General features: G+C 66.9%; 26 protein-coding genes and 3 tRNA genes. 19 read left to right on the top strand and 10 right to left on the bottom strand.

Features of this window, described 5'->3' with window-relative positions; all coding sequences use genetic code 11:
• The 7 genes from B2Y21_RS02560 to B2Y21_RS02530 all read right to left on the bottom strand — a co-directional run.
• Positions 1-213, bottom strand: a 213-nt coding sequence (locus tag B2Y21_RS02560; protein WP_292056623.1) for an exopolysaccharide biosynthesis protein, incomplete at its 3' end; no start/stop codon positions are given.
• Between the two features lie 82 nt (positions 214-295).
• A complete protein-coding gene (locus B2Y21_RS02555) occupies positions 296-484 on the bottom strand; it encodes a DUF3008 family protein (RefSeq protein ID WP_292056622.1) in 189 nt (62 codons plus the stop codon).
• A 50-nt stretch (positions 485-534) separates the two neighbouring features.
• On the bottom strand, positions 535-1,698 hold the full coding sequence (locus tag B2Y21_RS02550; protein WP_292056620.1) for an isovaleryl-CoA dehydrogenase: 1,164 nt from the start codon (positions 1,696-1,698) through the stop codon (positions 535-537).
• 44 nt (positions 1,699-1,742) lie between these two features.
• The gene (locus B2Y21_RS02545) at positions 1,743-2,567 is read right to left on the bottom strand and encodes a lysozyme (protein ID WP_292056617.1); all 825 of its coding nucleotides are present in this window, start codon (positions 2,565-2,567) and stop codon (positions 1,743-1,745) included.
• Positions 2,568-2,657: 90 nt separating this feature from the next.
• Positions 2,658-4,076, bottom strand: coding sequence for a magnesium transporter (mgtE, locus tag B2Y21_RS02540; RefSeq protein WP_292056614.1), 1,419 nt, complete (start codon positions 4,074-4,076; stop codon positions 2,658-2,660).
• Between the two features lie 62 nt (positions 4,077-4,138).
• Positions 4,139-4,223: transfer RNA gene (locus B2Y21_RS02535), tRNA-Leu, on the bottom strand.
• A gap of 269 nt (positions 4,224-4,492) precedes the next feature.
• Positions 4,493-4,744 (bottom strand): FliM/FliN family flagellar motor switch protein, encoded by a 252-nt coding sequence (locus B2Y21_RS02530; protein WP_003164329.1) that lies wholly within the window; start codon positions 4,742-4,744, stop codon positions 4,493-4,495.
• A gap of 65 nt (positions 4,745-4,809) precedes the next feature.
• Here B2Y21_RS02530 and lipB point away from each other — a divergent pair, with 65 nt between their 5' ends.
• Positions 4,810-5,526 carry a lipoyl(octanoyl) transferase LipB gene (gene lipB / locus B2Y21_RS02525; protein ID WP_292056611.1) on the top strand — a complete coding sequence of 239 codons (717 nt, stop codon included), beginning with the start codon at positions 4,810-4,812 and terminating at the stop codon, positions 5,524-5,526.
• Here the strand turns inward: lipB and B2Y21_RS02520 are convergent.
• A complete protein-coding gene (locus tag B2Y21_RS02520) occupies positions 5,502-5,906 on the bottom strand; it encodes a DUF805 domain-containing protein (RefSeq protein ID WP_292056608.1) in 405 nt (134 codons plus the stop codon). The two genes, lipB and B2Y21_RS02520, sit on opposite strands and share 25 nt — an antisense overlap.
• Positions 5,907-6,088: 182 nt before the next feature.
• On the opposite strand from B2Y21_RS02520, the gene B2Y21_RS02515 reads away from it, so the two are divergent.
• The 4 genes from B2Y21_RS02515 to B2Y21_RS02500 all read left to right on the top strand — a co-directional run bounded on the left by B2Y21_RS02515 (position 6,089) and on the right by B2Y21_RS02500 (position 9,585).
• A complete protein-coding gene (locus B2Y21_RS02515; RefSeq protein WP_292056605.1) occupies positions 6,089-7,573 on the top strand; it encodes a hypothetical protein in 1,485 nt (494 codons plus the stop codon).
• A 72-nt stretch (positions 7,574-7,645) separates the two neighbouring features.
• Positions 7,646-8,137, top strand: coding sequence for a peptide-methionine (R)-S-oxide reductase MsrB (msrB, locus tag B2Y21_RS02510; RefSeq protein WP_046653013.1), 492 nt, complete (start codon positions 7,646-7,648; stop codon positions 8,135-8,137).
• A gap of 49 nt (positions 8,138-8,186) precedes the next feature.
• On the top strand, positions 8,187-8,795 hold the full coding sequence (locus tag B2Y21_RS02505; protein WP_292056603.1) for a hypothetical protein: 609 nt from the start codon (positions 8,187-8,189) through the stop codon (positions 8,793-8,795).
• A gap of 121 nt (positions 8,796-8,916) precedes the next feature.
• On the top strand, positions 8,917-9,585 hold the full coding sequence (locus B2Y21_RS02500; RefSeq protein ID WP_125902080.1) for a DedA family protein: 669 nt from the start codon (positions 8,917-8,919) through the stop codon (positions 9,583-9,585).
• Positions 9,586-9,875: 290 nt separating this feature from the next.
• Here the strand turns inward: B2Y21_RS02500 and B2Y21_RS02495 are convergent, their stop codons facing one another.
• On the bottom strand, positions 9,876-13,148 hold the full coding sequence (locus tag B2Y21_RS02495; RefSeq protein ID WP_292056599.1) for an amidohydrolase family protein: 3,273 nt from the start codon (positions 13,146-13,148) through the stop codon (positions 9,876-9,878).
• A 270-nt stretch (positions 13,149-13,418) separates the two neighbouring features.
• Between B2Y21_RS02495 and B2Y21_RS02490 the strand changes: the two genes are divergently transcribed.
• The 6 genes from B2Y21_RS02490 to B2Y21_RS02465 all read left to right on the top strand — a co-directional run bounded on the left by B2Y21_RS02490 (position 13,419) and on the right by B2Y21_RS02465 (position 20,660).
• A complete protein-coding gene (locus B2Y21_RS02490; protein WP_292056597.1) occupies positions 13,419-13,922 on the top strand; it encodes a GNAT family N-acetyltransferase in 504 nt (167 codons plus the stop codon).
• 434 nt (positions 13,923-14,356) lie between these two features.
• Positions 14,357-17,038, top strand: coding sequence for a TonB-dependent receptor domain-containing protein (locus B2Y21_RS02485; RefSeq protein WP_292056594.1), 2,682 nt, complete (start codon positions 14,357-14,359; stop codon positions 17,036-17,038).
• A gap of 96 nt (positions 17,039-17,134) precedes the next feature.
• Positions 17,135-17,830, top strand: coding sequence for a PepSY domain-containing protein (locus B2Y21_RS02480; protein WP_312205150.1), 696 nt, complete (start codon positions 17,135-17,137; stop codon positions 17,828-17,830).
• A gap of 9 nt (positions 17,831-17,839) precedes the next feature.
• Positions 17,840-18,565, top strand: coding sequence for a PepSY domain-containing protein (locus B2Y21_RS02475; RefSeq protein WP_292056589.1), 726 nt, complete (start codon positions 17,840-17,842; stop codon positions 18,563-18,565).
• An 89-nt stretch (positions 18,566-18,654) separates the two neighbouring features.
• Positions 18,655-19,389, top strand: coding sequence for a histidine utilization repressor (hutC, locus tag B2Y21_RS02470; RefSeq protein ID WP_128116547.1), 735 nt, complete (start codon positions 18,655-18,657; stop codon positions 19,387-19,389).
• A gap of 38 nt (positions 19,390-19,427) precedes the next feature.
• Entirely contained in the window at positions 19,428-20,660 is a 1,233-nt protein-coding gene (locus B2Y21_RS02465; RefSeq protein ID WP_292056584.1) for an NAD(P)/FAD-dependent oxidoreductase, read from the top strand.
• Positions 20,661-20,862: 202 nt separating this feature from the next.
• Here the strand turns inward: B2Y21_RS02465 and B2Y21_RS02460 are convergent.
• Positions 20,863-20,937 (bottom strand) — tRNA-Thr (locus B2Y21_RS02460).
• A 395-nt stretch (positions 20,938-21,332) separates the two neighbouring features.
• Between B2Y21_RS02460 and murA the strand changes: the two genes are divergently transcribed.
• The 8 genes from murA to B2Y21_RS02420 all read left to right on the top strand — a co-directional run bounded on the left by murA (position 21,333) and on the right by B2Y21_RS02420 (position 25,827).
• The gene (gene murA, locus B2Y21_RS02455) at positions 21,333-22,622 is read left to right on the top strand and encodes a UDP-N-acetylglucosamine 1-carboxyvinyltransferase (RefSeq protein ID WP_292056582.1); all 1,290 of its coding nucleotides are present in this window, start codon (positions 21,333-21,335) and stop codon (positions 22,620-22,622) included.
• On the top strand, positions 22,612-23,115 hold the full coding sequence (locus B2Y21_RS02450; protein WP_292056580.1) for a DUF2948 family protein: 504 nt from the start codon (positions 22,612-22,614) through the stop codon (positions 23,113-23,115). Before murA ends, B2Y21_RS02450 begins: the two co-directional genes overlap by 11 nt.
• The gene (locus B2Y21_RS02445; RefSeq protein ID WP_003164346.1) at positions 23,112-23,579 is read left to right on the top strand and encodes a UPF0262 family protein; all 468 of its coding nucleotides are present in this window, start codon (positions 23,112-23,114) and stop codon (positions 23,577-23,579) included. Before B2Y21_RS02450 ends, B2Y21_RS02445 begins: the two co-directional genes overlap by 4 nt.
• Positions 23,580-23,684: 105 nt before the next feature.
• Positions 23,685-23,903, top strand: coding sequence for a translation initiation factor IF-1 (infA, locus tag B2Y21_RS02440; protein WP_003164348.1), 219 nt, complete (start codon positions 23,685-23,687; stop codon positions 23,901-23,903).
• A gap of 8 nt (positions 23,904-23,911) precedes the next feature.
• Complete coding sequence (locus B2Y21_RS02435; protein ID WP_292056578.1) at positions 23,912-24,511, top strand: Maf family protein; 600 nt, start codon at positions 23,912-23,914, stop codon at positions 24,509-24,511.
• Positions 24,511-25,521, top strand: a complete 1,011-nt coding sequence (locus B2Y21_RS02430) for an RNA-binding protein (RefSeq protein WP_292056576.1) — start codon at positions 24,511-24,513, stop codon at positions 25,519-25,521. Before B2Y21_RS02435 ends, B2Y21_RS02430 begins: the two co-directional genes overlap by 1 nt.
• Before the next feature lie 2 nt (positions 25,522-25,523).
• A complete protein-coding gene (locus B2Y21_RS02425; protein ID WP_292056574.1) occupies positions 25,524-25,688 on the top strand; it encodes a DNA gyrase inhibitor YacG in 165 nt (54 codons plus the stop codon).
• Positions 25,689-25,751: 63 nt separating this feature from the next.
• A tRNA-Phe gene (locus B2Y21_RS02420) sits at positions 25,752-25,827 on the top strand.
• Positions 25,828-26,193 lie beyond the last annotated feature (366 nt).

Genomic DNA, 26,193 nt, shown 5'->3' with positions numbered 1-26,193 from the left:
GATCGGCACGGAAAAGACCGCCTTGCCGCCCGGCGGCCACGGAAACAGGGCCATCAGCGCCAGCATCAGGATGACGGCGCCGAAGCCGCGCTCGCCGAAGCCTTCGACCATCTCGCGCAGGGACAGCTTCTCCGACTTGCCTTCGCCCAGTCGTTCCAGCATGTCGGAAAAGGTGCGGCGTTCGTCGGGCGGCGGCGTGGAAACGAGCGTCATCAAGCGGGACTCAGAGCGAGAAGTGAAGCCAAGGTAGGGGCGCGCGAGAGTCGGCGCCATAGCTTGTTCTGCTGGCGGTGGATCAGTGCTTTGAGACGTGTTCGGGTTTGCCCTGGCGCTTGGTTCGGGCGAACGCTTCAAGCTGCTTCTCGTTCATCGATTCCATCATGGATTTCGATGCGCCCTTCAGCTTGGACTTGGGCGTGTCGCCGCGCTTGGCCGACAGGGCGGCTCCGGCGGCTTTCTGCTGGGCGGCGGATTTGGCGGGCATGACGATCTCCTTCGAATGAAGGGCAACCGCCCGCCCGCCTTGGGGTTCCGTCAGCTGCCCAGAAGCTCGCGGCCGATCAGGAAGCGGCGGATTTCGTTGGTGCCGGCGCCGATGTCGTAGAGCTTGGCGTCGCGGACCAGACGCTCGACCGGCCATTCCTTGGTGTAGCCGGCGCCGCCCAGGGCCTGGACGGCCTCAAGGGAGACCTTCACCGCGTTCTCGGAGGCCAGCAGAATGGCGCCCGCCGCGTCGTAGCGGGTGGTCTTGCCCTGGTCGCAGGCGCGGGCCACGGCGTAGACATAGGCGCGGGCGCTGTTCAGGGCGACGTACATGTCGGCCACCTTGGCCTGCATCAGCTGGAAGCTGCCGATGGCCTTGCCGAACTGCTTGCGGTCGCGAACGTAGGGCAGGACCACGTCCAGGGCGGCCTGCATGATGCCCAGCGGACCGGCCGACAGGACGGCGCGCTCATAGTCCAGGCCGCTCATCAGCACGGCCGCGCCGCGCCCTTCGCCGCCCATGATGTTCTCTTCGGGGACTTCGCAATCCTCGAACACCAGCTCGGCGGTGTCCGAGCCGCGCATGCCCATCTTGTCCAGCTTCTTGGAGACGTTGAACCCCTTCATGCCCTTTTCGATCAGGAAGGCGGTGACGCCGCCGTTACCCTCGCCCGTGCGGGCGTAGACGACCAGGGTGTCGGCCGAGGGGGCGTTGGTGATCCAGAACTTGGTGCCGTTCAGGACGTAGCGGTCGCCCTTCTTCTCGGCGCGGGTGCGCATGGACATGACGTCCGAGCCCGAGCCGGCCTCGGACATGGCCAGGGAGCCGACGTGCTCGCCCGAGATCAGCTTGGGCAGGTATTTCTGCTTCTGCTCGGGCGTGCCCCAGCGGCGGATCTGATTGACGCACAGGTTGGAGTGGGCGCCGTAGCTCAGGCCGATCGAGGCCGAGGCGCGGGAGACTTCCTCCATCGCGACGACGTGTTCGAGGTAGCCGAGGCCGAGGCCGCCGAACTCTTCCTCGACAGTGATGCCGTGCAGGCCCAGTTCGCCCATCTCGGGCCACAGGTCGCGGGCGAACTCGTTCTTCTCGTCGATTTCGGCGGCGCGGGGGGCCAGCCGTTCGGCGGCCCAGCGGGCGGTGGTGTCGCGGATGGCGTCAGCGGTCTCGCCGAGGCCGAATTCCATGGATTGGGGCGCGAAGGGAATGCTCATGCCGCAAGGCGTAGCATCGTGCGCGAGCTTCGCAAAGACTGCTGTTAGCGCGACTGTTTCTGCTTCTCGGCGCCCGTCGATGAAGCCTTGGCGCGCAAGCCGCTCCAGGCCGCCATGCCGATGAAGATGAGGCCCGCGATAGCCAGGCCGGCGCCGATCAGGACGGTCGCGTCGCTGGCCGTCGGGGCGCGCCAGGCGCGCTGGAAGGCGGCGATTCCCGCCAGGAAGGCCAGGACGCCGACGCCGCCGATGAACAGGACGGCGCCCTTGTCGCCCAGAGCCGCGTCGGGCGCGGCGGCGCGCGCTTCATGACGCAGGACGGGGGCGGTGGGCGGGGCGGCGTCGACGGGCGGCTCCGCAGAACCGGGGCCGCGCACCGGGGCGGTCAGCAGGGTCTCCAGAGGCGCGGGCCGGTCGGGGGCCGTGTCGAACAGGGCGCGCTCGGCCGAGCGGCGGCGATACAGGGCGTCGACCGGCGGCGAGGCGCGCTCGGGCCAGGCGGACAGGGCGACGGCGGCTTCGGACGGCGCGTTGGCGTCCAGCTTGGCCTGGACGTCCGAGCCCTGGAACCTCTCTAGGCCGATGGAGAAGATGAAGCTGGCCAGGGCGTCGAACTGGTGCTGGTTCAGCGGCAGGCGCACGCGCTCGTTCAGCAGGGCGACGATCGGCATCAGGTCGTATTGCAGCAGCAGTTCGGCCTCGGCTTCGCTGACCACGGCGCCGGGGCGGGCCGAGCGCGCGTGGCCGTAGCCGATGACGGGCGTGCCGTCGCGGCGCAGCACGGTGCGGGGGCGGAAGCCCTCGAAGCTCTTGATCAGCAGAAGGCCTTCTCGAGAGACCTTGCGGCGTTGCGGCGCGGCTGCGGACACGGATTGACCCAATTCGAAACGGGCGTTCTCGCCCTGGCCTGGGCGGAGCAAGCCTCGTTCCGAAATCGGCGGGGCCGTTTCAGGTCAGGTTTACAGCAGGACGATGGTCGCCAGGCCGAGGAAGATCAGGAAACCGAAGAAGTCGGTCGTCGCCGTCACGAACACGGCCGAGGACACGGCCGGGTCGAACTTCAGCTTCGACAGGGTCAGCGGCGTCAGCACGCCGACGCTGGCCGCGACCAGCAGGTTCAGGATCATGGCCGCCGCGATGACGGCCCCGATGCGCCAGTCCTGGAACCAGAAGCCCGCCGCCAGACCGATCAGTGGCGCCAGGACGAAGCCGTTGGCCAGGCCGACGGCCATCTCGCGCCAGAAGGTTCTGAGGGCGTTGGAGGCGTTCAGCTCGCGCGTGGCCAGGGCGCGCACGGTGACGGTCAGGGCCTGCGTCCCGGCATTGCCGCCGATGGCCGAGACGATGGGCATCAGCACGGCCAGGGCCACGATCTGCTGGATGGTGCCTTCGAACAGGGCGATGACGCTGGCGCCCAGCATGGCGGTGAACAGGTTGATGCCCAGCCAGGGCACGCGACCGCGCACGATCTCGAACACGCTGGACGAGCGGTCCTCGTCGGCGACGCCGGCCAGGCGCAGGATGTCCTCGCGGTTCTCTTCCTGAATGATGTTGACGACGTCATCGACGGTCAGCTGGCCGACCAGCCGCCCGCCCGTGTCGACCACGGGGGCGGAGATCAGGTGGTATTTCTCGAAGATGTAGGCGACTTCTTCCTGGTCGACGTCCACCTCGATGGCGTTGACCGGCTCCATCAGCTCGATCAGGGGCGTGGCGCGCGGGCTGCGCAGCATGCGGCTGATAGCGACGCCGCCGACCGGCCGATTCATCGGATCGACCACATAGATGTCGAAGAACAGCTCGGGCAGGTCGTCGCCCTGGGCGCGGACGTGGTCGATGGTGTCGCCGACGTTCCAGAACTGCGGCGCGGCCATGAACTCGCGCTGCATCAGACGGCCGGCCGAATCCTCCGCATAGCCCAACGAGGATTCGATGGCCGCGCGCTCGACCTCGGGCATGGCGGCCAGCACGCGCTCGCGCTGGTCGTCCTCCAGGTCTTCGACGACCGAGGCGGCGTCGTCCGAATCCAGTTCCTGCAGGGCTTCGGCCAGGGTGGCCGAGGGGACGCGCTCCAGCACCTTCTCGCGGATGCCGTCGTCCATCTCGGGCAGGGATTCCGCCAGTAGTTCCGGCGGCAGCCACTGGACCACGACCGAGCGATGCTCTGCGGTCAGGAAGCCCATCAGGTCGGCGACGTCGGCGGGGTGCAGGTCTTCCAGCAGGCCGCGCAGCCGCATCCCGTCGCCGTCGTCCGCGGCGTCCACGACCTTTTCGACGAAGGCCGCCGTCAGGGCGTAGTCTTCGCCGAGGGCGGCGTGATCTTCGTCTTCGAGATGAGGCTCTTCGGGGCGCAGAGGGGCAAAGTCCGTGTGGGTCACGTATCTGCCTCCTCTGAGATGATTTCAGCCTATCTAGCCGAGATTCGCCCTGTCAGATCAGATGGTGCGGTCGAGAAGACTCGAACTTCCACGGGTTGCCCCACAGCGACCTCAACGCTGCGCGTCTACCAATTCCGCCACGACCGCTCGCATCGGAGGGCGGGCAATAGCGGAGAGCTGACGGAAAGAAAAGAGCGTTTTGCGGAAATAGCGGAGAGGGACGAAATTCCCTCTCCTGATGGGAGAGGGCTTGAGCGCACGAGAGCGCGAAAGGGTGAGGGTTCGGGGGCGAAGTCGGCCAAAGGCCGTGGCGCGACGGCTTCCGCCGACTGACGGGACAAGCCCCTCACCCTTTCGCCTTAGCCAATCGCTTCGCTCTTGGAGGCTCAAGCCCTCACCCGCCGGGAGAGGGTGCGCTACGCGGCTCCGGCCATGAAGTCATAGACATCGGCCGGGCGCGTCACCGTGATGGCGATGCGGTCGTCGCGAATCTCGATCTCGCCGCGCGCGACCGGATGGTTGTTGGCCAGGATCCAGACCTCGTCCTTTTCCGAGGCGTCCAGCGGGATCACGGCGCCGCGGCCCATGCGCAGCAGCTGCTGCATCGGCAGGACCGAACGGCCCAGCACGACCGAAATCTCGACATCGACGGCTTCGATCTGGCTCAAGACGGTACTCGCAAATCAACGGGCGGCCCTTGCGCCGCCGCGTTCGGCCCCACATTGAGGGCATCATGCTTGCCGACCCGTTAAACTCTTCCCAACGCCGCCTGGTTCGCGAGGACGGCCGTCCTGTCGAATGGGCGCTGTCGTCGGGCTACGTCGACTACGCCGCCGCCGAGGCCGCCATGGAGGCGCGCGTCGCCGCCATCGCCGCCGGGCAGGCCGAGGAACTGGTCTGGCTGCTGGAACACCCGCCGCTCTACACCGCAGGCGTCTCGGCCAAGGACGACGACCTGCTGGCGCCCGACCGTTTTCCGGTTCATCGGACGGGGCGGGGCGGGCAGTTCACCTATCATGGGCCGGGCCAGCGCGTGGCCTATGTGATGCTGGACCTGAACCGGCGCGGCAAGGACGTGCGCGGCTTTGTTCACGGTCTGGAGGGCTGGATCATCGGCGCCCTGGACCGCTTCGGCGTTGAGGCCGGCATGCGCGAGGGTCGCGTCGGCGTCTGGGTCGAGCGCAAGGGCGCGGGCTGGAGCCGTGAAGACAAGATCGCCGCCATCGGCGTCAAGGTCCGCAAATGGGTCAGCTTCCACGGCATCAGCCTGAACGTGGAGCCGGACCTGGACCATTTCGGCGGCATCGTGCCGTGCGGCATCACCGAGCACGGCGTGACCAGCCTGGTCGATCTGGGCGTGCTGGCGACGATGGACGAGGCGGACGATGCGTTGAAGTCGTCCTTCCAGCGGGTGTTCGGGCCGGTTCAGGCGGGCGTCGCGCCGCTCTGACGGCGGGCGCCGGGGGCGGCGCCGTAGCGGTTGAACGCCTTCTGACCCGGCAGGGCCGCGAGGTCGAAGGCGACGAATGCGAGCGCGGCCGCCGCGACCCAATCCAGAAGCGTCAGCGGTTGCGGCCACGTCAGGGCGAAGGCCAGCAGGATCAGTCCGCTCCACCACCCTGAACGGCCCCGGTCATGCAGGCGTTGGGACAGGACGCAGAAGCCGCTGTAGAGCAGGGCGGCGGCGATCAGGGCGTGAAGCCAGCCTGGCGTCGACAACAGGATATCCGCCGCAATCCAGACGCAGATCAGACACGCTGCGCTCAGGAAAAAACGGACCCGGCCGATACGTCCCGTGGAGTTCAAAAAAAGATCGGCCAGGGCGGTCATTCGGAATCACGCGGCATTCAGCGCCTTTTGCGCCTGCGGATTTCATGGCCTAGTCAGGAAACGGGCGCGCGTAAACGCCGCGCCGTCAGAAGCTGCACAATTCGCGACAGGGGTGGCGACGGCGCCGTTAATGGGTCTAAAACACGCCCAAACCGCACTTTGACGGACCGGGAGAAACCCCTATGCAACGCCTGCTTTCCGCTTCGGCGGCCGTACTGGCCCTGAGCTTCGCCGCCTCGGCCGCTTCGGCCCAGAATTTCAGCGATCTGGCGCGGCAAGACCTTCAGGCCATGCACACGGCCCTGCGCGACAATCATCCCGCCGCCGTAGTGCCGGGCGAGGCCAGCGCTCCTTTCCGCGCCTGGCTGGATGCGGGCCTGCAGCAGGCCCAGGCCAAGGCCGGTCAGGTCAACAGCGGCGACAGCCACGCCTATCTGCTGCGCTGGTACGCCAACGGCTTCCGCGATTCCAACATCGCCGCCCGCCCGACCTATGAGGGCCTGGGTCCGTTCTTCGCCACCAGCTGGCCGGGCGTGGCCACAGCCTGGCGCAACGGCCAGTACGTCGTCTCCTACGTTCAGGAAGGCGTGCGCGGCGCGCCGCCGCTGGGCGCCGTGCTCAAGAGCTGCAACGCCGAGCCGATCGAAGACCTGGCCAAGGCCAAGCTGGACCAGTTCGAGGGCGATCTGACCACCGAGGCCGGCCGCGTCCGCAGCGCGCCCTATCTGCTGTGGAACCGCAACAACCCGATGACGACGGGCGTGCCCGGAACCTGCGAGTTCCAGGTCGGCCGCCGCACCCGCGATTTCACCCTGTCGCCGCAACCGGCCACGGCGCAGAACCTGGAAGCCGCCTATCGCGCCTCGGTTTATACGCCGTCGGGCGCGCCGCTGTCGGTCGAGACGGTGAACGGCCGCCCGTGGATCAACGTCCACTCCCTGGCCGATGACGCGGCCTGGGACGCCTTCTTCGCCCAGATCGAAGCCCAGTCCGCCGCTATTCGCGGGCCGCAAGGCTTTGTGTTGGACCTGCGCGGCGCCAACGGTTCGTCGCTCAACGCCACCACGCGCGGCTATGGCCTGGCCAACCGCATCTGGTCGCCGGAGTTCACCGTCAGCCGCCAGCCGGAAGCGGGCCAGATCACCTATCGCGCCACCGCCGCCAATCGTCAGTGGTTCGCCGACACCCTGAACCGCATGGTGTCGGACCCGCGCTTCGTCCAGGAATCGGGCGCGGTGATCGAGCAGACCCAGGCCATTGTCGCCGCCTTCGACAGCGCCATCGCCGCCGGTCAGCCGACCTTCGTCATGCCGGGCCGCCCGGCCACCCCGGACACCGGCGCCGCCAACCCGGTGCAGGGCCAGGTGGTCGTGCTGGTCGACGCCGGCTGCTCGGGCGGCTGCCTGGACACGCTGGACCTGCTGAGCCGCCTGCCGAACGTGCGCATCGCCGGCTCGACCACGGCCGAGGACACCATCTTCATCGAGCCGACGACCCTGCGTCTGCCGTCCAACTACGCCGATCTCAGCTATGGTCATAAGGCCTGGACGACGCGCCAGCGCGGCAACAATGCGCCCTACGCCCCGGCCGGCGCCCTGGCCTATGCCGGCGACGCGACCGACGAAGCGGCCGTGCGGACTTGGGTGAACGGCCTGTTCGGCGCCTGATCCGAACGATCATCTCAGGCTATTGAGGGCCGGACGGTGGAACGACCGTCCGGCCCTTCCTATTTTGAGATCATGACCCAGACCGAATCCGCCGCCCCGATGCGCTCTGCCTCCGGCTATGACCTGACGCCGCCGACCGACAGCCAGCGCGTGGCGCTGGAGGCCGACCTCTCGCCGGAAGAGAAGCGCGTGCTTCTGGCCCACGGCACCGAGGCGCCCTTTTGCGGAACCCTGCTGGGCGAAAAACGGGCAGGGGTCTTTTGCTGCCGCGAATGCGGCCTGCCCCTGTTCCGCTCGGGGACCAAGTTCGAGAGCGGCACCGGCTGGCCCAGCTTCAACGAACCCGTCGATCCAGCTCACGTCCGCGCCGTGCGCGACGACAGCTACGGCATGGTGCGGGTCGAGACGCGCTGCGCCCGTTGCGACAGTCATCAGGGCCACGTCTTCCCCGACGGCCCGCCGCCGACGGGCCTGCGCTATTGCATCAACTCGGTCGCGCTCAGTTTCGTGGCCGAAGGCGAGCCTCTGCCTGATCCTTTAGGGCGCGACGACGGGACGGCCTGACCTTGGCCGCATTTGGGGTTAGGGTGCTTGTGAACGGGAGTAGATGCGTATGCTGATCGAACTCATGGCCGCCTCCCTCTTGCTGGCGAGCAGTGATCCCGAGGGCGTGGTGTCGACGGCGCCGCGCGCTGGTCCGGGCGCCGTGCCGACCGCGAGCGCCGACGCCTTGGCCGCGACGGTCGGCGACGCCTCGCCCGCCGTGACGCTTCAGACGGCGGCGCCGCACGGTCTGACGACGGAAGAGCAGATTTCCCGCTGGATCGGCGAGCGCAAGGCCGATGCGCCGCCCGTCGAGACCTGGGCCGACGCCTGGGAAGAGGCCGCGCCGCGCAGGATGCACGGCCAGGTCAGCGCCGGGATCGGCACTGGCGGCTACAAGGACTTCGGCGCGGCGGTCTCTCTGCCGCTGGGCGAGAACGGCACGCTGAACCTGAGCTTCAGCCAGACGAAGAACGCGCCCTGGGCCTACGGCTATGGTTACGGCCCCTATGGCTTCGGCGCGGGGCGCTACGGTCTGGACGGCTACGGCTGGCGCGACGCCTACGGCGCCGTGCCGGGGCCCTGGGGCGTACGCAGCCCGCGTGAGCGCGCCGGTCGAATTCGCCCCTTCGAGCTGGACGACGAGCGTCGCGACACGTCTGACGACGCCACACGATAGGGCGCCGGGCGGTCGAAGTGCGGCCTGAGGGTCACGGCGTGCGCTTTTTCCCCCTTGGCGTCGCATCGCCGCATTCCCTTTCTATGCACTGATCCCATATGCCCTCGGGCAAAGGATCAGTATGGACAGTTTGCTTACCTCGGCCGCCGACTTCATCGCCCGCAACGCCATGTGGGCCGGCGTGATCCTCGGCGTCGTGACCTTCTTCGAGTCTCTGGTCGTCATCGGCGCCTTCGTGCCGGCGACAGGCTTGCTGGTGGCGGCGGGCGGCCTTGTGGCCGCAGGCGTGCTGGACCCCTTCACCGTCATCGGCGGCTGCGTCATCGGCGCCGTCATGGGCGACGCCATCTCCTATTGGATCGGTCGGCGCCTGGGCACGCGCGTGCTGCGTCACCACCTGCTGGTGCCGCACCGCCGCAAGCTGGCCTGGACCCGCCTGTACTGCCGCCGCTACGGCGTGGCTTCCATCTTCATCGGCCGTTTCTTCGGACCGCTACGCGCCTTCGTGCCGGTGATGGTGGGCGTGCTGCAGATGCGCCAGCGCGTCTTCCAGATCGCCAATGTCAGCTCGGCCTTCGTCTGGGTGCTGGCCATGCTGGCGCCGGGCTATCTGGCGGCCAAGGGCCTGGCCAAGCTGGAGATGATGAGCGAGGCGCACAATCCGACCCTGTGGCTGCTGGCCTTCGGTGCGGTGGTGCTGGCGCTGGTGCTGGCCATGCGCTGGCTGAAAGGCCGCGCGGCGCGGCGCAATGCGTTGCTGGAAGCCTCGGTGCGCGGGCTGGGGGAATAACCTCCTCGCCCCGTTCGCGCTTCAGGGCGCAAGCCGCGAGATTTCTATCTTTCGTCACCCTTGGGCTTTCACACTGCCGGCTCCCGCTCATCCCGGCGGACGCCGGGATCCAGTGCTTTGGCTTCAGAGCGCCTAGCTCAGCGGTTAGGCCATGGTTTGGCTTACTCACTGGATCCCGGTGTCCGCCGGGATGAGCGGAGGTAGGCATTGACCAACGCTCAAACTGAACTGCTCACGAAAAAGGGCCCGGCGGATGCCGGGCCCTTTCGCGTTCTCGCCCTGCGGCGGGATCAGTCGTGGGTGTGGCTGTGGGTCTCGGCGGCCGAGGCCGTGCCCGAGGCGCTCCAGGCCTGGCCGTCTTCGCTCTCGAACCAGAACGGCTTGCGCTCAGCGCCGCCGACTTCGTTCATGTGGTTATCGAACAGACGGCCGTTGATCATGGTGTAGCCGATCTTGGTCGAGTCCCGCAGGTTCTCGAGCGGATTGGCGTTCAGCACGACCAGGTCAGCCAGCTTGCCGACTTCCAGCGAGCCGATGTCCTTGTCCATGCCCAGGGCGCGGGCGCCGTTGATGGTGCCGACACGCAGGGATTCGTGGGCGCTCATGCCGCCCTGTTCGAACATCCACAGCTCCCAGTGGGCGCCGAGGCCTTCACGTTGGCCGTGGGCGCCGATCTGGACCGAGACGCCCTGATCCATCAGCCGCTTGGACTCGCGCGCGATGGAGATGTGGTTCAGCTCCTCCGGCGGGGTCTTCACCGGACGACGCGAGCGCGAATCCAGGATGCGGCGCGGCACGTACTGGGTCAGGATCGGATCCTTCCAGACGTCCGTCGTCTCATACCAGTGGTTCTCGCCCCAGGCGCCGCCGAAGCCGACGATCAGGGTCGGGGTGTAGGCCGTCCCCGTCTGCGACCACAGCTGCACCGCGTCGTCGTACATCCGCTCCACCGGCACCGAGTGCTCGATGGTGGTGTGGCCGTCGACCAGCATGCTCATGTTGGCGTGGTACAGCGAGCCGCCTTCCGGCACGACCATCATGCCCAGTTCGCGGGCAGCCTGCATGATCTGCTGGCGCTGGTCGCGGCGGGGCTGGTTGTAGCTCTTGACGCTCCAGGCGCCGATGGCCTGCATCCGGCGCAGGTGCGAGCGCGCGTCGTCCAGGTTGTTGACCACAGCCGTCGTCGGCGTGGCCGCTCCGTACAGGATGGTGCCGGTCGAGAAGATGCGCGGCGCCACCACGCGCCCGGCCTTGGCCAGTTCGCTGTGGGCGAAGATCTCGCTGTTGTCGTTCGACGGATCGTGCAGCGTCGTCACGCCGAAGGCCAGGGCGGCGTAGTTCACCCAGCTCTGCTGCGGGATGATCTCGTCCGAACCCATGCGGCCGTGCCAGTGGGCGTCGACCAGGCCGGGGATGATGGTCTTGCCGGCCATGTCCATGACGCGGGCGCCGGCCGGAACCGTGACCGAGCCGCGCGGGCCGATGGCCTCGATGCGGTTGCCGTTGACGACCACCACGCCGTCCTCGATCACCTCTTCGCCCTTCATGGTGATCAGGCGGGCGCCGGTCAGGACGGTGACGCCGCTGGGGCGGGCGTAGTCGGCGCTGAAGCCGATCTTGATCCCGTGTTCGGCGGGCTTGGGCAGGTCAGCCGGCGCGCCGTCCATGAAGGCGAAGCTTTCGCTCAGCGGACGCGAGAACAGCTCCGGGCCCATCGACCACTGCAGGCGGCTGGAATCGCCGGACCAGTGCAGCCATTCGCCGGCGTCGCGGGTGACGCGCGTCTGCGGCAGGGCCTTGGCGTCGGCGCCGACCGTGATCGGGCGTCCGGTCGGGACGAAGGGGGCGACATAGGCGTTGAAGCGTTCGGTCCAGGCGATCCACCGCTCGTCCGGCGAGATGGAGAACTCGGCCGCCCATTCGCTGCTCAGGTGGGTGCGCTCGTCCTCGCCCGACAGGTTGACGGACTTCAGGACGCGCTTCTCGCCGTCGCGGGCGCTCAGGAAGATGCGGTCGTTGCTGGCGCCGAACTGCGGGTTGGCGCCGGAATCGGTGATCTTGACCGGCTCGCCGCCGCGCACGGAAACGCGGTAGATGCCCGGTTCGCGGCTCCACATGGCCGAGCGCAGATAGCCGTCGCTGGAGGTGCGATAGACGACCGTCTGGCCGTCCGGCGAGAAGCGCGGCTCCAGATAGTGGCCGGGGTTGGTCGTGATGGTGCGGCCTTCGCCGCCCGCGACCGGAACCACGCGGATGGAGCCCAGGTTTTCGTCGTTCCAGGTCGTGTAAACGATGGAGCGGCCGTCACGCGACCAGGACGGGTACAGCTCGAAATGGTCGCTCTGGCGCGTCAGGCGGCGCGGCGTTCCGGCCACGCCGTTGCGCAGGTCGCGGACCCACAGATTGCCCAGGGCCTCGAACACCACCTTGGAGCCGTCGGGCGAGGTCTGCGCCCAGCGGATCATCTTCACGTCGAACTGGGCCGGGGCCACGTCGACGGGGAAGCGGGCGGTTTCCTGCACCCGGCGGGTGTCGGTGACGCGGAAGGGCACTTCGCTGACGGCCTTGGAGGCCACGTCGATGCGGCGGATCTTGCCGCCGGCCCAGATGACGATGGAGCCGTTGTCCGGCGTCCAGGCGAAGCCCGGATAGACGCCGTGGATGGCCCAGGTCTCCTGCATGTCGCGGTCCAGGGCGTCGTAGATCGGCGTCTCACGCCCGGACTCCAGGTCCATGACGTAGAGCACCGACTGGTAGCGGTCGCGGCGCACGAAGGCGAGCGACTTGCCGTCCGGCGACGGGGTCGGGCGCACCGAGCCGCCGGGGCCGGTGACGAAGGGCTTGATCTCGCCCGTCTCGCGATCCAGGCGACGGATCACATAGAGCTGGGTGTTCGGATCCTTGGAGTACTCAAAGACGCCGCCCGGCGTGGAGTCGTCGCTGAAGTACATGTAGCGGCCGTCGGGCGAGAAGGCGGGCTCGCCCGTGTCCTTCTGCTGGGTGCGGCGCTCGGTCAGTTGCACGCCGCTGCCGCCGCCCGAGCGGTGGTACATCCACATCTCGCCTGCGCCCAGCGAGCGCGAGGAGGTGAAGTGCTTGCGCCCGACGATGAACTGGCTGTCCGGCGTCCAGGCGGGGGAGTTCAGCAGGCGGAAGGTCTCGCTGGACACCTGGCGCGGGTTGGAGCCGTCGCGGTCCATGACCCACAGGTTGTCGCCGCCCGCGCGGTCCGAGGTGAAGGCGATGAAGCGGCCGTCCGGCGAATAGCGCGGCTGCATGTCCCAGGCCACGCCCGAGGCGATGGGACGGGCTTCGCCGCCGCCGATCGGCATCACATAGATGTCGCCCAGCAGGTCGAAGATGATCTCGCGGCCGTCGGGGCTGACGTCCAGCGCCATCCAGGTGCCTTCGTCGACGTTGATGTTGACGTCGCGCTGGGCGCCGATGGGGTTCTGCACGTCCCATTTCGGCGTCGCTTCGGCCCCGCCTGGCGCGGGCGTCTGTGCGAACGCCGGAAAGGCCACGGTCAGCGCCGCAGCCGTGGTCATCAGAATGCGCTTCATGAAAAGCCCCTCAGCCCCTCGAACAAAACTTGATGGGGCGAAGCTAGCGGCGTGCGGACTGGGTTGACCAGTCGGGATAATGACGCAAAGGCCGAATAATCTTCGGCGCCTTGTGGCGCGGGTGGTGGCGAGCGCCTGCGCGATTTCGTCGTCTTGCCGTCAAGCTTCAACTGACGGAGCTTTTCGCGGGCGCTCTTTGTCGGGCGCCGAACAATGGAGTTCAGAGTGAGCGCGTCGAATGCAGCGCCGAATGCGTCGGCTTGGACGATTGTGAGCGCGCAGGCGGATGACGCAGACGCCCTGGCCTTGATTGGGGCGGCGACCTTTCTTGAAACCTTCGCCGGGGTGCTGGACGGCGCGGCCATCGTTTCGCATTGCGGCGTCGCGCATGCCTCCGGCTATTACGCGGAACGACTGAAGGCGGGGGCGGCGGCGTGGCTGGCTCAGGTCGAACATGGCGCGCCCATCGGCTATGCGCTGCTGGACAAGCCCCAGCTTCCCGAGGTCGAGGTTCGCGAAGACGATCTGGAGCTGAAGCGGATCTACGCCCTGAGCCGATTCCAGGGCGGGGGATTGGGCCGCGCCTTGATGGCGACGGCGCAGGACGAGGCGCGGCGTCGGGGCGCGCAGCGGTTGCTGCTGGGCGTCTATGCGCAGAACCGGCGGGCCTTGGCCTTCTATGCCCGGGCCGGATTTGTCGAGCTCGGCCAGCGGCGCTTCAGCGTGGGCGGGCGTGAGTACGAAGACGTGATCCTGGCGCGCGAGCTGGCGTGATCCATCGGCGCCGAACGGCGTAGCGGAGGCGTCGCAGGATTCGATCTTGTGACGTTCTTTTGAGCGTTTCCGAAAACATGGTGCTTATCCCCACATTGTTTTGAGGGATAAGGCGTCCGGCTACGTATTGCCGTTTCTCAAGTATAAATATGAAATAATCTACGGCGCTGTTTAAAGCGCATGATCATTTGGAGCAACGGAAAATAGTCATGTCCGGCCCGTCTTTCAGGACGAGTTAGTGGCGTGTTGATTTTTTGGCTATATTTATGATATATTTGTGCTGATTTTTAGATAAAATCGCATAAATATTGCCGATTTTTGAGCTGTCATATGTATATACATGACTTGACGCTCAAGACGCCTCCCGCACAGGTTCCGCCGCAGTCAGGGCTCGAGGTTCTGCGCGAATACCTAAGCGGGAAGGCATGGGGACGATGAAAAAGAGGATTTTGTTGGCGGGGGCGGCTGTCGCCGCGACGATGTACGGCGGGGCGGCGTCGGCTCAGGAAGTCGATGTGACGAATGTTGACGACATCGTCGTCACCGGCAGCCGGATCAAGCGTCAGGACATCAGCGGGGTCGGTCCCGCCACGGTCGTGACGGGCGAGGACATCGAGCGCACCGGCATCACCAACGTCGAGACCCTGTTGCAGCGCCTGCCGGCGTCGGCCGGCGCGGCGGGCAATCAGACGAACTCCTACTGGACCGGCAACGGCTACGGCACGGCGCAGGTGAACCTGCGCGGCCTGGGCATCAATCGGACCCTGACGCTGATCAACGGCCGTCGCGTGGTCAACGGCGGCACCGGCGCCAACAGCGCCCCCGACCTGAACATGATCCCGACGCCGATCATCGCCCGCATGGACGTGCTGAAGGACGGGGCCTCGGCCATCTACGGCGCGGACGCTGTGGCCGGGGTGGTGAACATCATCACCGTCAACGGCTATGAAGGCCTGAAGGTGTCGGGCAAGTACGGCATCACCGATGAAGGCGACGGCCAGGATGTGACCTTCGACGTCCTGTGGGGCATCAAGAACGACCGGGGCAGCGTCACCGCCGCCCTGACCTATCAGAAATCCGAAGAGGTCAACCTGGCCAGCCGCGCGCCATGCGGCCTGGGCGAGGTGAACGGCGCCCTGACCTGCATCTCCAGCGCCACGACGCCCGGCGGCCGCGCGGTCCTGCCGAACGGGCAGATGATCAACTTCAACCAGACGCCGGGCGGGGACGGAAACTTCTACGAGCCGTATGATCCGGCCAAGCACAACCACAACTCCAACGGCTATCTGAACGCCTCCTCGCCGATCGAACGCTTCAGCACGGCCGTGCTGGCCGACTATCAGTTGACCGACAAGGTCAGCCTGTTCGGCGAGCTGTTCTTCACTCACCGCGAGAGCAACCAGATGGCGGCTCCGGGCGCCCTGCGCGACATCCGCATCGCGGCCGATCACCCGACCAACCCGACCGGCCAGGATCTGCTGCTGATCCGCCGTCTGCTGGTCGAGCCGGGCCAGCGTCAGTTCTTCCAGGAAACGGACACCTACCGCTTCGTCGGCGGCGCGCGGGGCGACATCGCCGGCGACTGGACCTGGGAGGCTTCGGCCAACTGGGGCCGCAACACCGGCGTCGACGGCATGACCAACATCGTCAACCTGCAACGGCTGGGCGATACGCTGAACACCTCGCTGTGCAGCCCGACGCCGGGCGCCGCCGTGCCGTGCGGCGACTATCTGGGCATGGGCGACGTCAATCAGGACGTGCTGAACTACATTCTGTTCAACTCGCGCGACACCGGCGGAAACGAGCAGAAGAGCTTCACCTTCGACGTCAGCGGCACGGTCATGGAACTGCCGGCCGGCGCCCTGGCGATGGCGGCGGGCCTCGTATATCGCGAAGAGAAGGGCTGGCGTGATCCCGACGCCCTGACGGTGCTGGGCATCTCCAACACCAATCAGCAGGATCCGATTGCGGGCGAGACCAAGGCCAAGGAAGCCTATGTCGAACTGTCGGCGCCCTTGCTGAGCGACCTGCCGTTCGTGCAGCGGCTCGATCTGGACGCGGCCGTTCGCTACTCGGACTATGATCTGTTCGGCGGCAACACCACCTACAAGCTGGGCCTGAACTGGTCGGTGGTCGACAGCCTGCGTCTGCGCGCCACCTATGGCACGGGCTTCCGTATTCCCAGCGTGCCGGAACTGTACGGCGGCGTGGCTGAGGGCAACCTGACCACGACCGATCCGTGCAGCCGCTATAGCGACAGCGGCGACGCCGTGCTGATCGCCAACTGCGCCGCCTCGGGCGTTCCGGCGGGCTATGTGCAGATGGGCAACAGCATTCTGACCACGGTCGGCGGCAATGAGATGTTGCAGCCGGAAAGCACCGAAACCCTGACCCTGGGCCTGGTGTGGCAGCCGACGCAGATCAGCGGCCTGACGCTGACGGCCGACTATTTCGACATCAAGGTTGAGGACGCCATCCGCTCCATCCCCGGTTCGACCAAGCTGGCGATCTGCTATGCGACGCCGAACATGGACCACCCGTTCTGCAAGCCGGACAGCTTCACCCGCAACCCGCTGACGGGCGAGGTCAACTATCTGTCGGCCCAGCCCACCAATACGGGTCTGGAGACGATGAAGGGCGTGGACATCGGCGTGCGCTACGCCTTCGACATCGGTCAGCGTCGCGCCAGCCTGGACTGGAACACCACCTATCTGGACGAATACGTCATCACGCCTTTCGAGGGTGGCGATCCGATCATCTTCGACGGTCACATCGGCGGCGGCAACGGCGGCTATCCGCACTGGCGCTCGAACGCCAGCCTGACGGTCATGGATGAGCGCTGGGCCGGAACCTATTCGATCCAGATGATCGGCGAGGCGACGGACTTCAACGCCGCGCCGGGCGACATCGGCTATCAGACGGACGCTGTCTTCTACCACAACGCCCAGTTCTCTTACCGGGTGAACGACAACGTCGACGTGGCCTTCGGCATCGACAACCTGTTCGACAAGAAGGCCCCGTTCATCCAGAGCTGGACCGACGGCAACACCGATACGATGACCTACGATCTGCTGGGCCGTCGCGGATATGTCCGCCTGACGTATCAGTTCAACTAAAACCGATGTGAGGTGCGTCAGGCGCGTGTTCTAGAGCGCCGCCTGACGCAGCCTTCTCTCACAAGCCGTGAGTATAAAATGATACGCTGGCCTCTATTGGCGCGTAGAACCCACAAGTGGTTTTCGCTCATCATGGGCGTCCAGGCCCTGTTCTGGATCGTGAGCGGTCTCTACATGACCGCCATCCATATCGACATCATCCACGGCGACCACCTGATACGGACGCCGGACGCCAAGCCGATCGCGACGGAGGGCCTGGTGGAGCCGTCGGCCATCCTGCAGGGCGCCGACCGGGCCAGCAGCCTGCGTCTGGTGCAGCAGCTGGATCAGCCGCTCTATATTATGGCCGACGCCAGGGGGCAGGCGCTGTACGACGCCCGCTCGGGCCAGAAGCTGCCGCTGATCGATGAGGCCGGCGCCCGCCAACGCGCCGAGCAGATTTACGCCCCCGAAGGCGCGATCGTGAAGGCCGAGCTTCTGACCGAAATCCCCGGTGAGATCCGGGGCCGCGCCGCGCCGATCTGGCGCGTCGAGTTCGAGGGCATGTGGAAGCCGACGCTTTATATCTCGCCGTACAGCGGGGAGCTGCTGTCCCGGCGCCATGACCTGTGGAGAGGCTTCGACTTCTTCTGGATGCTCCACATCATGGACTACGAGACCCGCGACAACATGAACAACGCCCTGCTGAAGGTCGCGACCTGGATGATGGTGGCGACGTCCCTGTCGGGCGCCTGGCTCCTGATCTTCAGTTTCCGCCGCAAGCGCCGCGTGCGCAAAAAAGCCGCTGCGTGAGGACCGTCTATGTTTCTACTTCGCAGACTTCACAAGTGGTTCGGCCTGGTTCTGGGCATCCAGCTCCTGCTGTGGGCGATCAGCGGCGCCGTCATGGCCATGATCGACCATCACAAGGTGACGGGCGGTCACGTCCTGGCCGAGGTTAAGCCTAGCCCTGCGCCGACCCAGGTGCTGTCCCTGGCTCAGGTGTCCCAGGCGATCGGCGCGCCCGTGTCGCAGATCGAGCTGCGGCCGCTGCAGGACCAGTGGGTCTTCGCGGCGACGACCGCCGAAGGGATCAAGCTGGTCGATCCGGTCAGCGCCGCGCCCGTGGTCATCGACGCCGAGAGGGCGAAGACCCTGGCGACGGCGGCCTTCAACGGCTCGGCGGCGATCACCTCGGTGACGCGCGTCGAGAAGCCGACGCTGGAGACCCGCGATTTCGCCCTGCCGGCCTGGCGGGTCGAGTTCGCGGACAAGGAGCGTTCGACCTTCATCCTGAACGCCGCCACCGGCGAGCTGGCGGGAGCCAAGACCAACACCTGGCGGCTGTGGGACGTGTTCTGGATGATTCACATCATGGACTACACGGACCGTCAGAGCTTCAACCACCCGCTTATCATCATCATCGCCACCGGCTGTCTGTGGCTGGCGCTGAGCGGTTTCATCATGCTGTTCCAGGCCTTCCGTAGACAGGACTTCGCCTATCTGCACGACGGCATCGAATGGCTGCAGGAGCGGCGTCGCCGCTGACGACCAAAGGCCGGGGCGCCCGTTAAGGCGTCCCGGCTTCTTCATAATTCAGAGCCTGAAGAAGGCCGCCATGACCTTGGGAGGGGCGCATGGACAGTCCGCTTCACCGGCGCATCCGGTCCGACATCGCCGAGCGCATCCTGTCGGGCGAGTGGCCGCCGGGGTTCCGTATTCCCTTCGAGCATGAGCTGATGGCCGACTACGACTGCTCGCGCATGACGGTCAGCAAGGCCCTGGCGCCGCTGGCCGAGCGGGGCATGATCGTTCGGCGCAAGCGGTTCGGCTCCTTCGTAGCGCGGCCGCGCATCCACTCGGTGCTGCTGGACATCCCCGACATTCAGGCGGAGATCCAGAAGCGCGGCGAGCCCTATGACTATGAGCTGCTGCTGCGGAAGGTCCGTGCAGCCCATCGGCGCGACGCCAGCGAACTGGGACTGACCGCGTCCGGGGAGGTGATCGAGCTGCGCTGCCTGCACAAGGGCAGCGGCCGCGCCTTCGCCCTGGAGGAGCGGGTGATCTGCCTGACCTCGGTTCCCCAGGCCAGGGATGCGGCGTTCGACGAGATTCCCCCAGGCACCTGGCTGCTTGAACGGGTTCCCTGGACCGAGGCTGAACACAAGATCAGCGCCGTGAACGTATCGCGGGCGACGGCCCTGACGCTGGGCGTCGAGCCGTCAGCGGCCTGTCTGTCGTTGGAGCGCCGAACCTGGCGGCGGGCCGAGGGCATCACCTTCGTGCGGCTGACCTTCCCTGGCGAGGCCTATGACCTGGGCGCGCGATTTGCGCCCTCCGAGCCGGACCCGACCGTTCCCACGGGGGCGTAACGTTCGCTGCAAACAGTTTGAGTATGAAGGAAAAATCCATGACGGCTGATGGCTCGGCTTTGCCGTCCAAGGTTCTGATCATCGGCGCGGGACACGCGGGGGGCTCGGCGGCGGCGCTGCTGAGGCAGTATGGGCATGAGGGCGAGATCGTTCTGGCCGGGCAGGAGAACGCGCCGCCCTATCAGCGGCCGCCCCTGTCGAAAGCCTGGCTGAAGGGGGAGGCGGGCCTGGAAGACCTGCTGCTGCGCCCCGAGAGCTTCTACGCCGAGCAGGACATCGTCCTGCGCACCGGCGTCACGGCGAGCGCCATCGACGCGGACGCCAGGACCGTGACCTTCGCCGACGGAACGGTCGAGCCTTACGATGTGCTGATCCTGGCCACCGGCTCGACGGCCCGCAAACTGACCATCCCCGGCGCCGACCGGCCGAACCTGCTGGAGCTGCGCACCCTCGATGACGCCGAGCGGCTGAAGGCGGTTCTCGCCCCCGGCAAGCGGCTGGCGGTGGTCGGCGGCGGCTATGTCGGGCTGGAGGCGGCGGCCTCGGCCCGCGCGCTGGGCGCCGAGGCGGTGGTGATCGAGCGCATGGACCGGGTGCTGGCCCGCGTGGCGTCTCAGCCTCTGTCGGCCTTCTTCACCGACCTGCACCGGAAACACGGCGTCGAGATCCTGACCGGCGTCGAGGTCGCTGGGTTCGAGGATGCGGGCGTGCGCCTGGCGGACGGGACGCTGATCGCGGCGGACGCGGTGCTGGTCGGCGTCGGCGCCTTCGCCTGCGAGGCCCTGGCGCGGACGGCGGGACTGACGTGCGAGAACGGCGTGGTGGTCGATGAGACCGCCCGCACCAGCGATCCGAACATCTACGCGATCGGCGATGTGACGCGGCGGCCCATCCCGGTCCACGGCGGCGTCATGCATCGGCTGGAGAGCGTGCCCAACGCCCTGGAGCAGGCCAAGCAGGCGGCCTCGGCCATCGTCGGCCGCGCGGCTCCGGCGCCGGAAGTGCCATGGTTCTGGTCCGACCAGTATGACGTCAAGCTGCAGATCGCGGGCGTGCCCTTCGACGCCGACCGCCAACTGGTGCGCGGCGATCCGGCCGGCGGCGCCTTCTCCGTCTTCCACCTCAGCGGCGACAGGATCGTGGCGGTCGAGGCGGTCAACGCCCCGGCCGACTTCATGGGCGGGCGGATGCTGATCGGGAAAGGGACGCGGGTATCAGCCGAACGGCTGGCTGATTCTGCGACGTCCATGAAGGCTGTCGCCCTGTCCTGAGACGGGTGATGGAATGGCGATGTCGGTCAGGCGAGCGGGCCTGTCGGCATCGCCTGCATCCAGGAACGATTCCAATCTGCCTGACCGAGGCGTGAAGACGCCTGCGCCGGACGTGATATGTCCAGGCGATCGGACAAATACTTGATTGAAATGGAGAGATTGGCCCCAGCCCTTGCCGATCCGGGATCAGCAAGGGCTGGGATGGTGCCGCCGGGCAGGATTGAACTGCCGACCTCAGCCTTACCAAGGATGCGCTCTACCACTGAGCTACGGCGGCGGGTCACTGAGGAAGCGGCCGTATAGCCAAAGGTTTCGGCCGGGCCAAGCCAAAAATGCATGCTTGATCAAAATCTTTGCACGCGGTCTGCTGCCGTCATGGATAAGCCGAGCAAAGACGCAGACGAGACGGGGCGAGACGCAGACTCGTCCCCTTCCGCCAGCCCCGCAGCCTTGGCCAAGGCCGAGCGCGCGGCGCGTCTGGCGGCCGCCCTGCGGACGAATCTGCGCCGTCGAAAGGCGCCGGGCGCGGGCGGCGCGCGGCCGCCGAGCGAAAGCAACTGAAAGTCATCCGTCTTGCGACGTTACGGCCTTTCGCGGGCGCCGTTCGGCTTGCTAGATAACCGGTTCGCCGGGCCGTAGGGGTCCGGGCCTCCCAGGACTTCCCCGACACCCATGGACAGCATCGTCATTCACGGCGGCAATCGCCTCAACGGCTCCATTCCGGTCAGCGGGGCCAAGAATTCGGCGATCAAGCTGATGGCGGCGTCGATTCTGACGGATCAGCCCCTGCTGCTGACGAACATGCCGCGTCTGGCGGACACGCGATTCCTGGGCCAGCTGCTGCGCCAGTTCGGCGTGCAAGTGACCGAGCGTGACGGCGCCGACGGGCAGGAGACCCTGTTCCATGCGCCGGAGCTGACCTCGACCTTTGCCCCCTATGATCTGGTGCGTCAGATGCGGGCCTCGTTCAACGTGCTGGGGCCGCTGCTGGCGCGCACGGGGAACGCCAAGGTGTCCCTGCCGGGCGGCTGCACCATCGGGGCGCGGCCGGTCGACCTGCACCTTCAGGCCCTGACGGCCATGGGCGCGGCGATCGAGCTGGAAGAGGGCTATGTCAGCGCCACCGCGCCCAAGGGGCTGCGCGGGGCCGAGATCGAGTTCCCGTTCGTGTCGGTCGGCGCGACCGAGCACGCCCTGTTGGCCGCCGTTCTGGCGGACGGGACGACGGTGCTGAAGCGTGCGGCGCGCGAACCCGAGATCGGCGACTTGGCCCGTTGCCTGATCGCCATGGGCGCCAAGATCGAAGGCCTAGACACGGACGTGCTGACCATCACCGGCGTCTCGTCCCTGTCGGGCGCGACCTGGTCGGTGATTCCCGATCGAATCGAGATGGGCTCCTATGCCCTTGCCGCGGCGATGGCCGGGGGCGAGGTGCGCCTGACCAAGGGCCGCGCCGACCTGATCACCGCCCTGACCGACAAGATGGTCGAGGCGGGCGTCGAGATCGAACCGACGCAGGACGGCCTGATCGTCCGTCGCGACCCGACGCAGCGGCTGAAGGCGGTCAACGTCACGACCGAGATCTATCCGGGCTTCGCCACCGACCTGCAGGCGCAGTTCATGGCCCTGATGACGACGGCCGAGGGCGAGAGCGTCATCCATGAAAACATCTTCGAGAACCGCTTCATGCACGCGCCGGAGCTGGCGCGCCTGGGCGCGGACATCACCGTCCATGCGGGCGAGGCCGTGGTGCGCGGCGTCGAGGGGCTGAAGGGCGCGCCGGTCATGGCGACGGATCTTCGCGCTTCCATGTCTCTGGTCATCGCCGGTCTTGTGGCCGAAGGTGAGACGACGGTCGGCCGCGTCTATCACCTGGATCGCGGCTTCGAGCGGATGGAAGAGAAGCTGGGCGCGTGCGGCGCCGATGTCCGACGGATCAAGGGGGAGGGCGATGAGCACTGACGGCGAACCGATCTCGGCCCTGACTGACGACGTCGTGGACGAAGGCGCTGCGGGCGAAAGCCTGGCGCCGATGACGCCTCTTCGCCTGCTGGCCGAGGACGCTGACGACCTGCAGATCATCTCGGCCGCGCTTCAGGACGCCATCATGCGTCCGGTCGACATCCGCTGGGAGAAGGAGGCGCGGCGCCTGACCGTCGTCCTGTCGCGCTTCTGCTGGGAATGCGGCGGCACGCGCGTCATGGCGGCCATGCAGTTCGGCGACGTCCAGGCGGTCAAGAGCCGCCGTCTGCCGCGCCTGCCCGAGGCGGCGCTGGAGCTGTTGGCGCTCGACTTCCTGCCGACCGAGGCGCCGGGCGGTCAGGTGATGATGATGTTTGCGGGCGGCGGCGATCTGCGGATCGACGTGGAATGCCTGGATGCGGTGCTGACCGACCTGTCCGAACGCTGGCCCGCGCGGGTGGCGCCGACCCATCTGGACGGAGCGGCGGAATGAGCGGGCCGCACAAGCTGACCGCGATCGAGATCGACAACGCCTCTCTGCCGGCCGCAACGGCCGAGATCGAGCATCAGCGCCGGGTCGCCATCTTCGATCTGGTCGAACAGAATAGTTTCATCCCGGACGGTGCGGCGGGCGGTCCTTACACCCTGGCCCTCTCATCGCAGGATAATCGTCTGGCCTTCGATATCGCCGGACCGGATTTCAGCCGGACGCATGTCCTGTCGCTGACGCCGATGAAGACGGTGATCCGTGACTACGGCCTGATCTGCGAAAGCTATTATGAGGCCCTGCGCGGTTCCTCACCCAGTCAGATCGAGTCGGTCGATATGGGGCGGCGCGGGCTGCACAATGAAGGCGCGGCCCTGCTGAAAACCCGGCTGGACGGCAAGGTGGAGATCGACCAGGAGACGGCGCGCCGGCTCTTCACTCTGGTCTGCGCCCTCTACCGTCGGGGCTGAACTCGACTATCTAAGCGTTTTGGTGCATTAGGCGCCCTCACTTTCACGGCTCGCGCTCACGCTCGGCGCGGGCCCGTAGCTGTTCACACGGGCGAGAGAGGCCGCATGGCTAAGGAAGAACTGCTGGAATTCCCCGGCGTGGTCAGCGAACTGCTGCCGAACGCGACGTTCCGCGTGACGCTGGAAAACGATCACGAGATCATCGCCCACACTGCGGGCAAGATGCGCAAGAACCGCATCCGGGTGCTGGCCGGCGACAAGGTGCTGGTCGAAATGACGCCCTATGACCTGACCAAGGGTCGCATCACCTACCGCTTCAAGTAAGGACGCGCGTGTCGCGTCCTGACGCCTTGGCTCCGAGGTTGATTCTGGCCTCGTCGAGCCCGCGCCGCATCGAATTGCTGGCGCAGATCGGCATTACGCCCGATCTGGTCGATCCCGCCGATATCGACGAAACGCCCGAGAAGGCCGAGACGCCGCCGCGTCTGGCGCAGCGTCTGGCCTGCTCCAAGGCGGCCGTCGTGGCTGGGCGTCATCCCGATGACGTGGTCCTGGCGGCTGACACCGTGGTGGCCGTGGGGCGCCGCCTGCTGGAAAAACCCGCTGACGAGGCGGAGGCGATCCGCTTCCTGAAACTGCTGTCGGGGCGCAATCATCGCGTCTTCACCGGCGTGGCCGTGATCTGCGGCGGGCGCACGTCCTGGCGCGTGGTCGACACCCGCGTCAGCTTCAAGCCGTTGTCGCAAGACGAGATCGCCGCCTATGTCGCCTCGGGCGAATGGCGCGGCAAGGCCGGAGGCTATGGGATTCAGGGCCGGGCCGCCGCCTTCATCACCCGAATCGTCGGCAGCCATCCCGCCGTCATGGGTCTGCCGCTGTATGAGGCGGCGAATCTGCTGCGCGGCGCTGGCTGGAGAGGCGAGGCGGCCTGATGGCCGATGTCGAGGTCTTCCTGGACGCAGCTCCGGGCGAGACCCGTGGCATGGTCTTTCGCGACGGCCGCGCCTGGACCCTCATTATACATAGAGACGACGATCGGCCCGAGCATCGCCTGGGGGCCCGCGTCGTCGGTCGTGTGGCGCGTCTGGCTCCCGGGCTGCACGGCGCCTTCATCGACCTGGGCTGCGGCGAACCGTTCGGCTTTCTGCCGTTGGGCAAGGCGGATCGTCCGGCGGAAGGCGCCAAGCTCGAACTTCTGATCACGGCCGAGCCGCGCGAGCGGAAGGGGCCGGTCTTGCGCCGCCTGGGAGAGGCGAGCGGAGAGCCGCGTCTGCTGGCGGCCGGACCCGACGTCGCCGCTATCCTGAACATGCTGGCGCCGGGCGCGCCTGTGTCCACGGGCGTCGAGGCGATCCGCGCGGCGCTGGAAGCTGAAGAGGAGGCGCTGTCCGATGGCGTGGTCGTGCCGGGCGTGGGCCTGGATCTGGCCGTGCAGCGGACGCGCGCCCTGATCGCGGTCGACATAGACTATGCGCCAGCCGCCGGACGAGATTCCCGCAAGGGGCGCGAGGCGGTGAATCGCGAAGGCCTGCGCCAGACGGCGCGGCTGCTGGCGCTGAAAGGGTGGGGCGGTCTGGTCGCCATCGACCTGGCGGGCGTCGCCCTGCACCCAGAGACCACTCTATCCATGGCGCGGCAGGCGTTCGCCGATCACGACGGGGCGGCGATGGGGCCGCTCAGCCGGTTCGGCCTGCTGCAACTGTCTTTGCCGTGGGGGCGCACGCCTGCGGACGAACGACTGGCGGCGCCGGGGGCGCTGGAGATCGGCGCCCTGCGTCGGCTACGCCTCGCCTTGCTGACGGATCGCGCCGCGCCGCGCCTGACGCTGCACTGTAGTTCGACATCAGCGGCGATCCTGTCCCCCTGGGTGGCGCAGCTGGGGCCACGCGCCCACATTCGCCCGGACGCCGCGCCGGGCGTGTTCGAGATCAAGGAGAGCTGAGCATGGCCCAATGCCCCATTTGCCGTCGCGCCGAAGCTGTCACCGCCTACAAGCCCTTCTGCTCCAAGCGTTGCGCCGACATTGATCTGCAGCGCTGGTTCACGGGCGGCTACGCCATTCCGGCCGAAGATGCGCACGATGATGAAAAAGATCGCGGAATTGAGTGAATTGGCGTCTGGACAGCCCGTCCGAGCTCGCCTATAGACCCGCCTCTCGCGACGACGTCGTGCGCCTGGATAGCTCAGTTGGTAGAGCAGCGGATTGAAAATCCGCGTGTCGGTGGTTCGAATCCGCCTCCAGGCACCACTTTTCCCTCACATGATGATTATTCGCCTCGGCCGTGAAAAAGCCGAAAAATCGTCATGGGCCTAAATGTTTCTTAACATTCTAGACGATGGCATTTTTGTTGCCGTTTTATTGCGCGCGCATGGAATATTTGTGCGTCCCCGCCGCGAGGGCGAGGAGCGGGGGGTGAAAAGCTATTTTCCGCCCTTGACGCTCCGATAGGCCTTCGCCAAAGGGACTTAACCGCATTCTTGCTTGCAGGCTGTGGACGGGGGGGTATGGTTCCATCGCTCCAGTCTGCAAAATGTCTCAGGATGTTTCGTAAGAATGCGGCGCCGACCGGCGGGGGAGAAATTCCGGCGGGAGGAAAGAATTTCACGGTAAAGG

Origin of the sequence: Brevundimonas sp. UBA5936 (assembly GCA_002430835.1) — a bacterium.
GTDB lineage: Bacteria > Pseudomonadota > Alphaproteobacteria > Caulobacterales > Caulobacteraceae > Brevundimonas.
Note: the sequence above shows the minus strand (reverse complement) of the source record. Positions and strands in the feature narration are given on the sequence as shown.

Excerpts from the sequence above, each read along its gene's own strand:
- B2Y21_RS02555 (WP_292056622.1), bottom strand. The coding sequence starts at position 484 with ATGCCCGCCAAATCCGCCGCCCAGCAGAAAGCCGCCGGAGCCGCCCTG.
- B2Y21_RS02550 (WP_292056620.1), bottom strand. The coding sequence starts at position 1,698 with ATGAGCATTCCCTTCGCGCCCCAATCCATGGAATTCGGCCTCGGCGAG.
- lipB (WP_292056611.1), top strand. The coding sequence starts at position 4,810 with ATGCTTGCCGACCCGTTAAACTCTTCCCAACGCCGCCTGGTTCGCGAG.
- B2Y21_RS02520 (WP_292056608.1), bottom strand. The coding sequence starts at position 5,906 with ATGACCGCCCTGGCCGATCTTTTTTTGAACTCCACGGGACGTATCGGC.
- B2Y21_RS02515 (WP_292056605.1), top strand. The coding sequence starts at position 6,089 with ATGCAACGCCTGCTTTCCGCTTCGGCGGCCGTACTGGCCCTGAGCTTC.
- msrB (WP_046653013.1), top strand. The coding sequence starts at position 7,646 with ATGACCCAGACCGAATCCGCCGCCCCGATGCGCTCTGCCTCCGGCTAT.
- B2Y21_RS02505 (WP_292056603.1), top strand. The coding sequence starts at position 8,187 with ATGCTGATCGAACTCATGGCCGCCTCCCTCTTGCTGGCGAGCAGTGAT.
- B2Y21_RS02500 (WP_125902080.1), top strand. The coding sequence starts at position 8,917 with ATGGACAGTTTGCTTACCTCGGCCGCCGACTTCATCGCCCGCAACGCC.
- B2Y21_RS02495 (WP_292056599.1), bottom strand. The coding sequence starts at position 13,148 with ATGAAGCGCATTCTGATGACCACGGCTGCGGCGCTGACCGTGGCCTTT.
- B2Y21_RS02485 (WP_292056594.1), top strand. The coding sequence starts at position 14,357 with ATGAAAAAGAGGATTTTGTTGGCGGGGGCGGCTGTCGCCGCGACGATG.
- B2Y21_RS02475 (WP_292056589.1), top strand. The coding sequence starts at position 17,840 with ATGTTTCTACTTCGCAGACTTCACAAGTGGTTCGGCCTGGTTCTGGGC.
- hutC (WP_128116547.1), top strand. The coding sequence starts at position 18,655 with ATGGACAGTCCGCTTCACCGGCGCATCCGGTCCGACATCGCCGAGCGC.
- B2Y21_RS02465 (WP_292056584.1), top strand. The coding sequence starts at position 19,428 with ATGACGGCTGATGGCTCGGCTTTGCCGTCCAAGGTTCTGATCATCGGC.
- murA (WP_292056582.1), top strand. The coding sequence starts at position 21,333 with ATGGACAGCATCGTCATTCACGGCGGCAATCGCCTCAACGGCTCCATT.
- B2Y21_RS02450 (WP_292056580.1), top strand. The coding sequence starts at position 22,612 with ATGAGCACTGACGGCGAACCGATCTCGGCCCTGACTGACGACGTCGTG.
- B2Y21_RS02445 (WP_003164346.1), top strand. The coding sequence starts at position 23,112 with ATGAGCGGGCCGCACAAGCTGACCGCGATCGAGATCGACAACGCCTCT.
- infA (WP_003164348.1), top strand. The coding sequence starts at position 23,685 with ATGGCTAAGGAAGAACTGCTGGAATTCCCCGGCGTGGTCAGCGAACTG.
- B2Y21_RS02430 (WP_292056576.1), top strand. The coding sequence starts at position 24,511 with ATGGCCGATGTCGAGGTCTTCCTGGACGCAGCTCCGGGCGAGACCCGT.
- B2Y21_RS02425 (WP_292056574.1), top strand. The coding sequence starts at position 25,524 with ATGGCCCAATGCCCCATTTGCCGTCGCGCCGAAGCTGTCACCGCCTAC.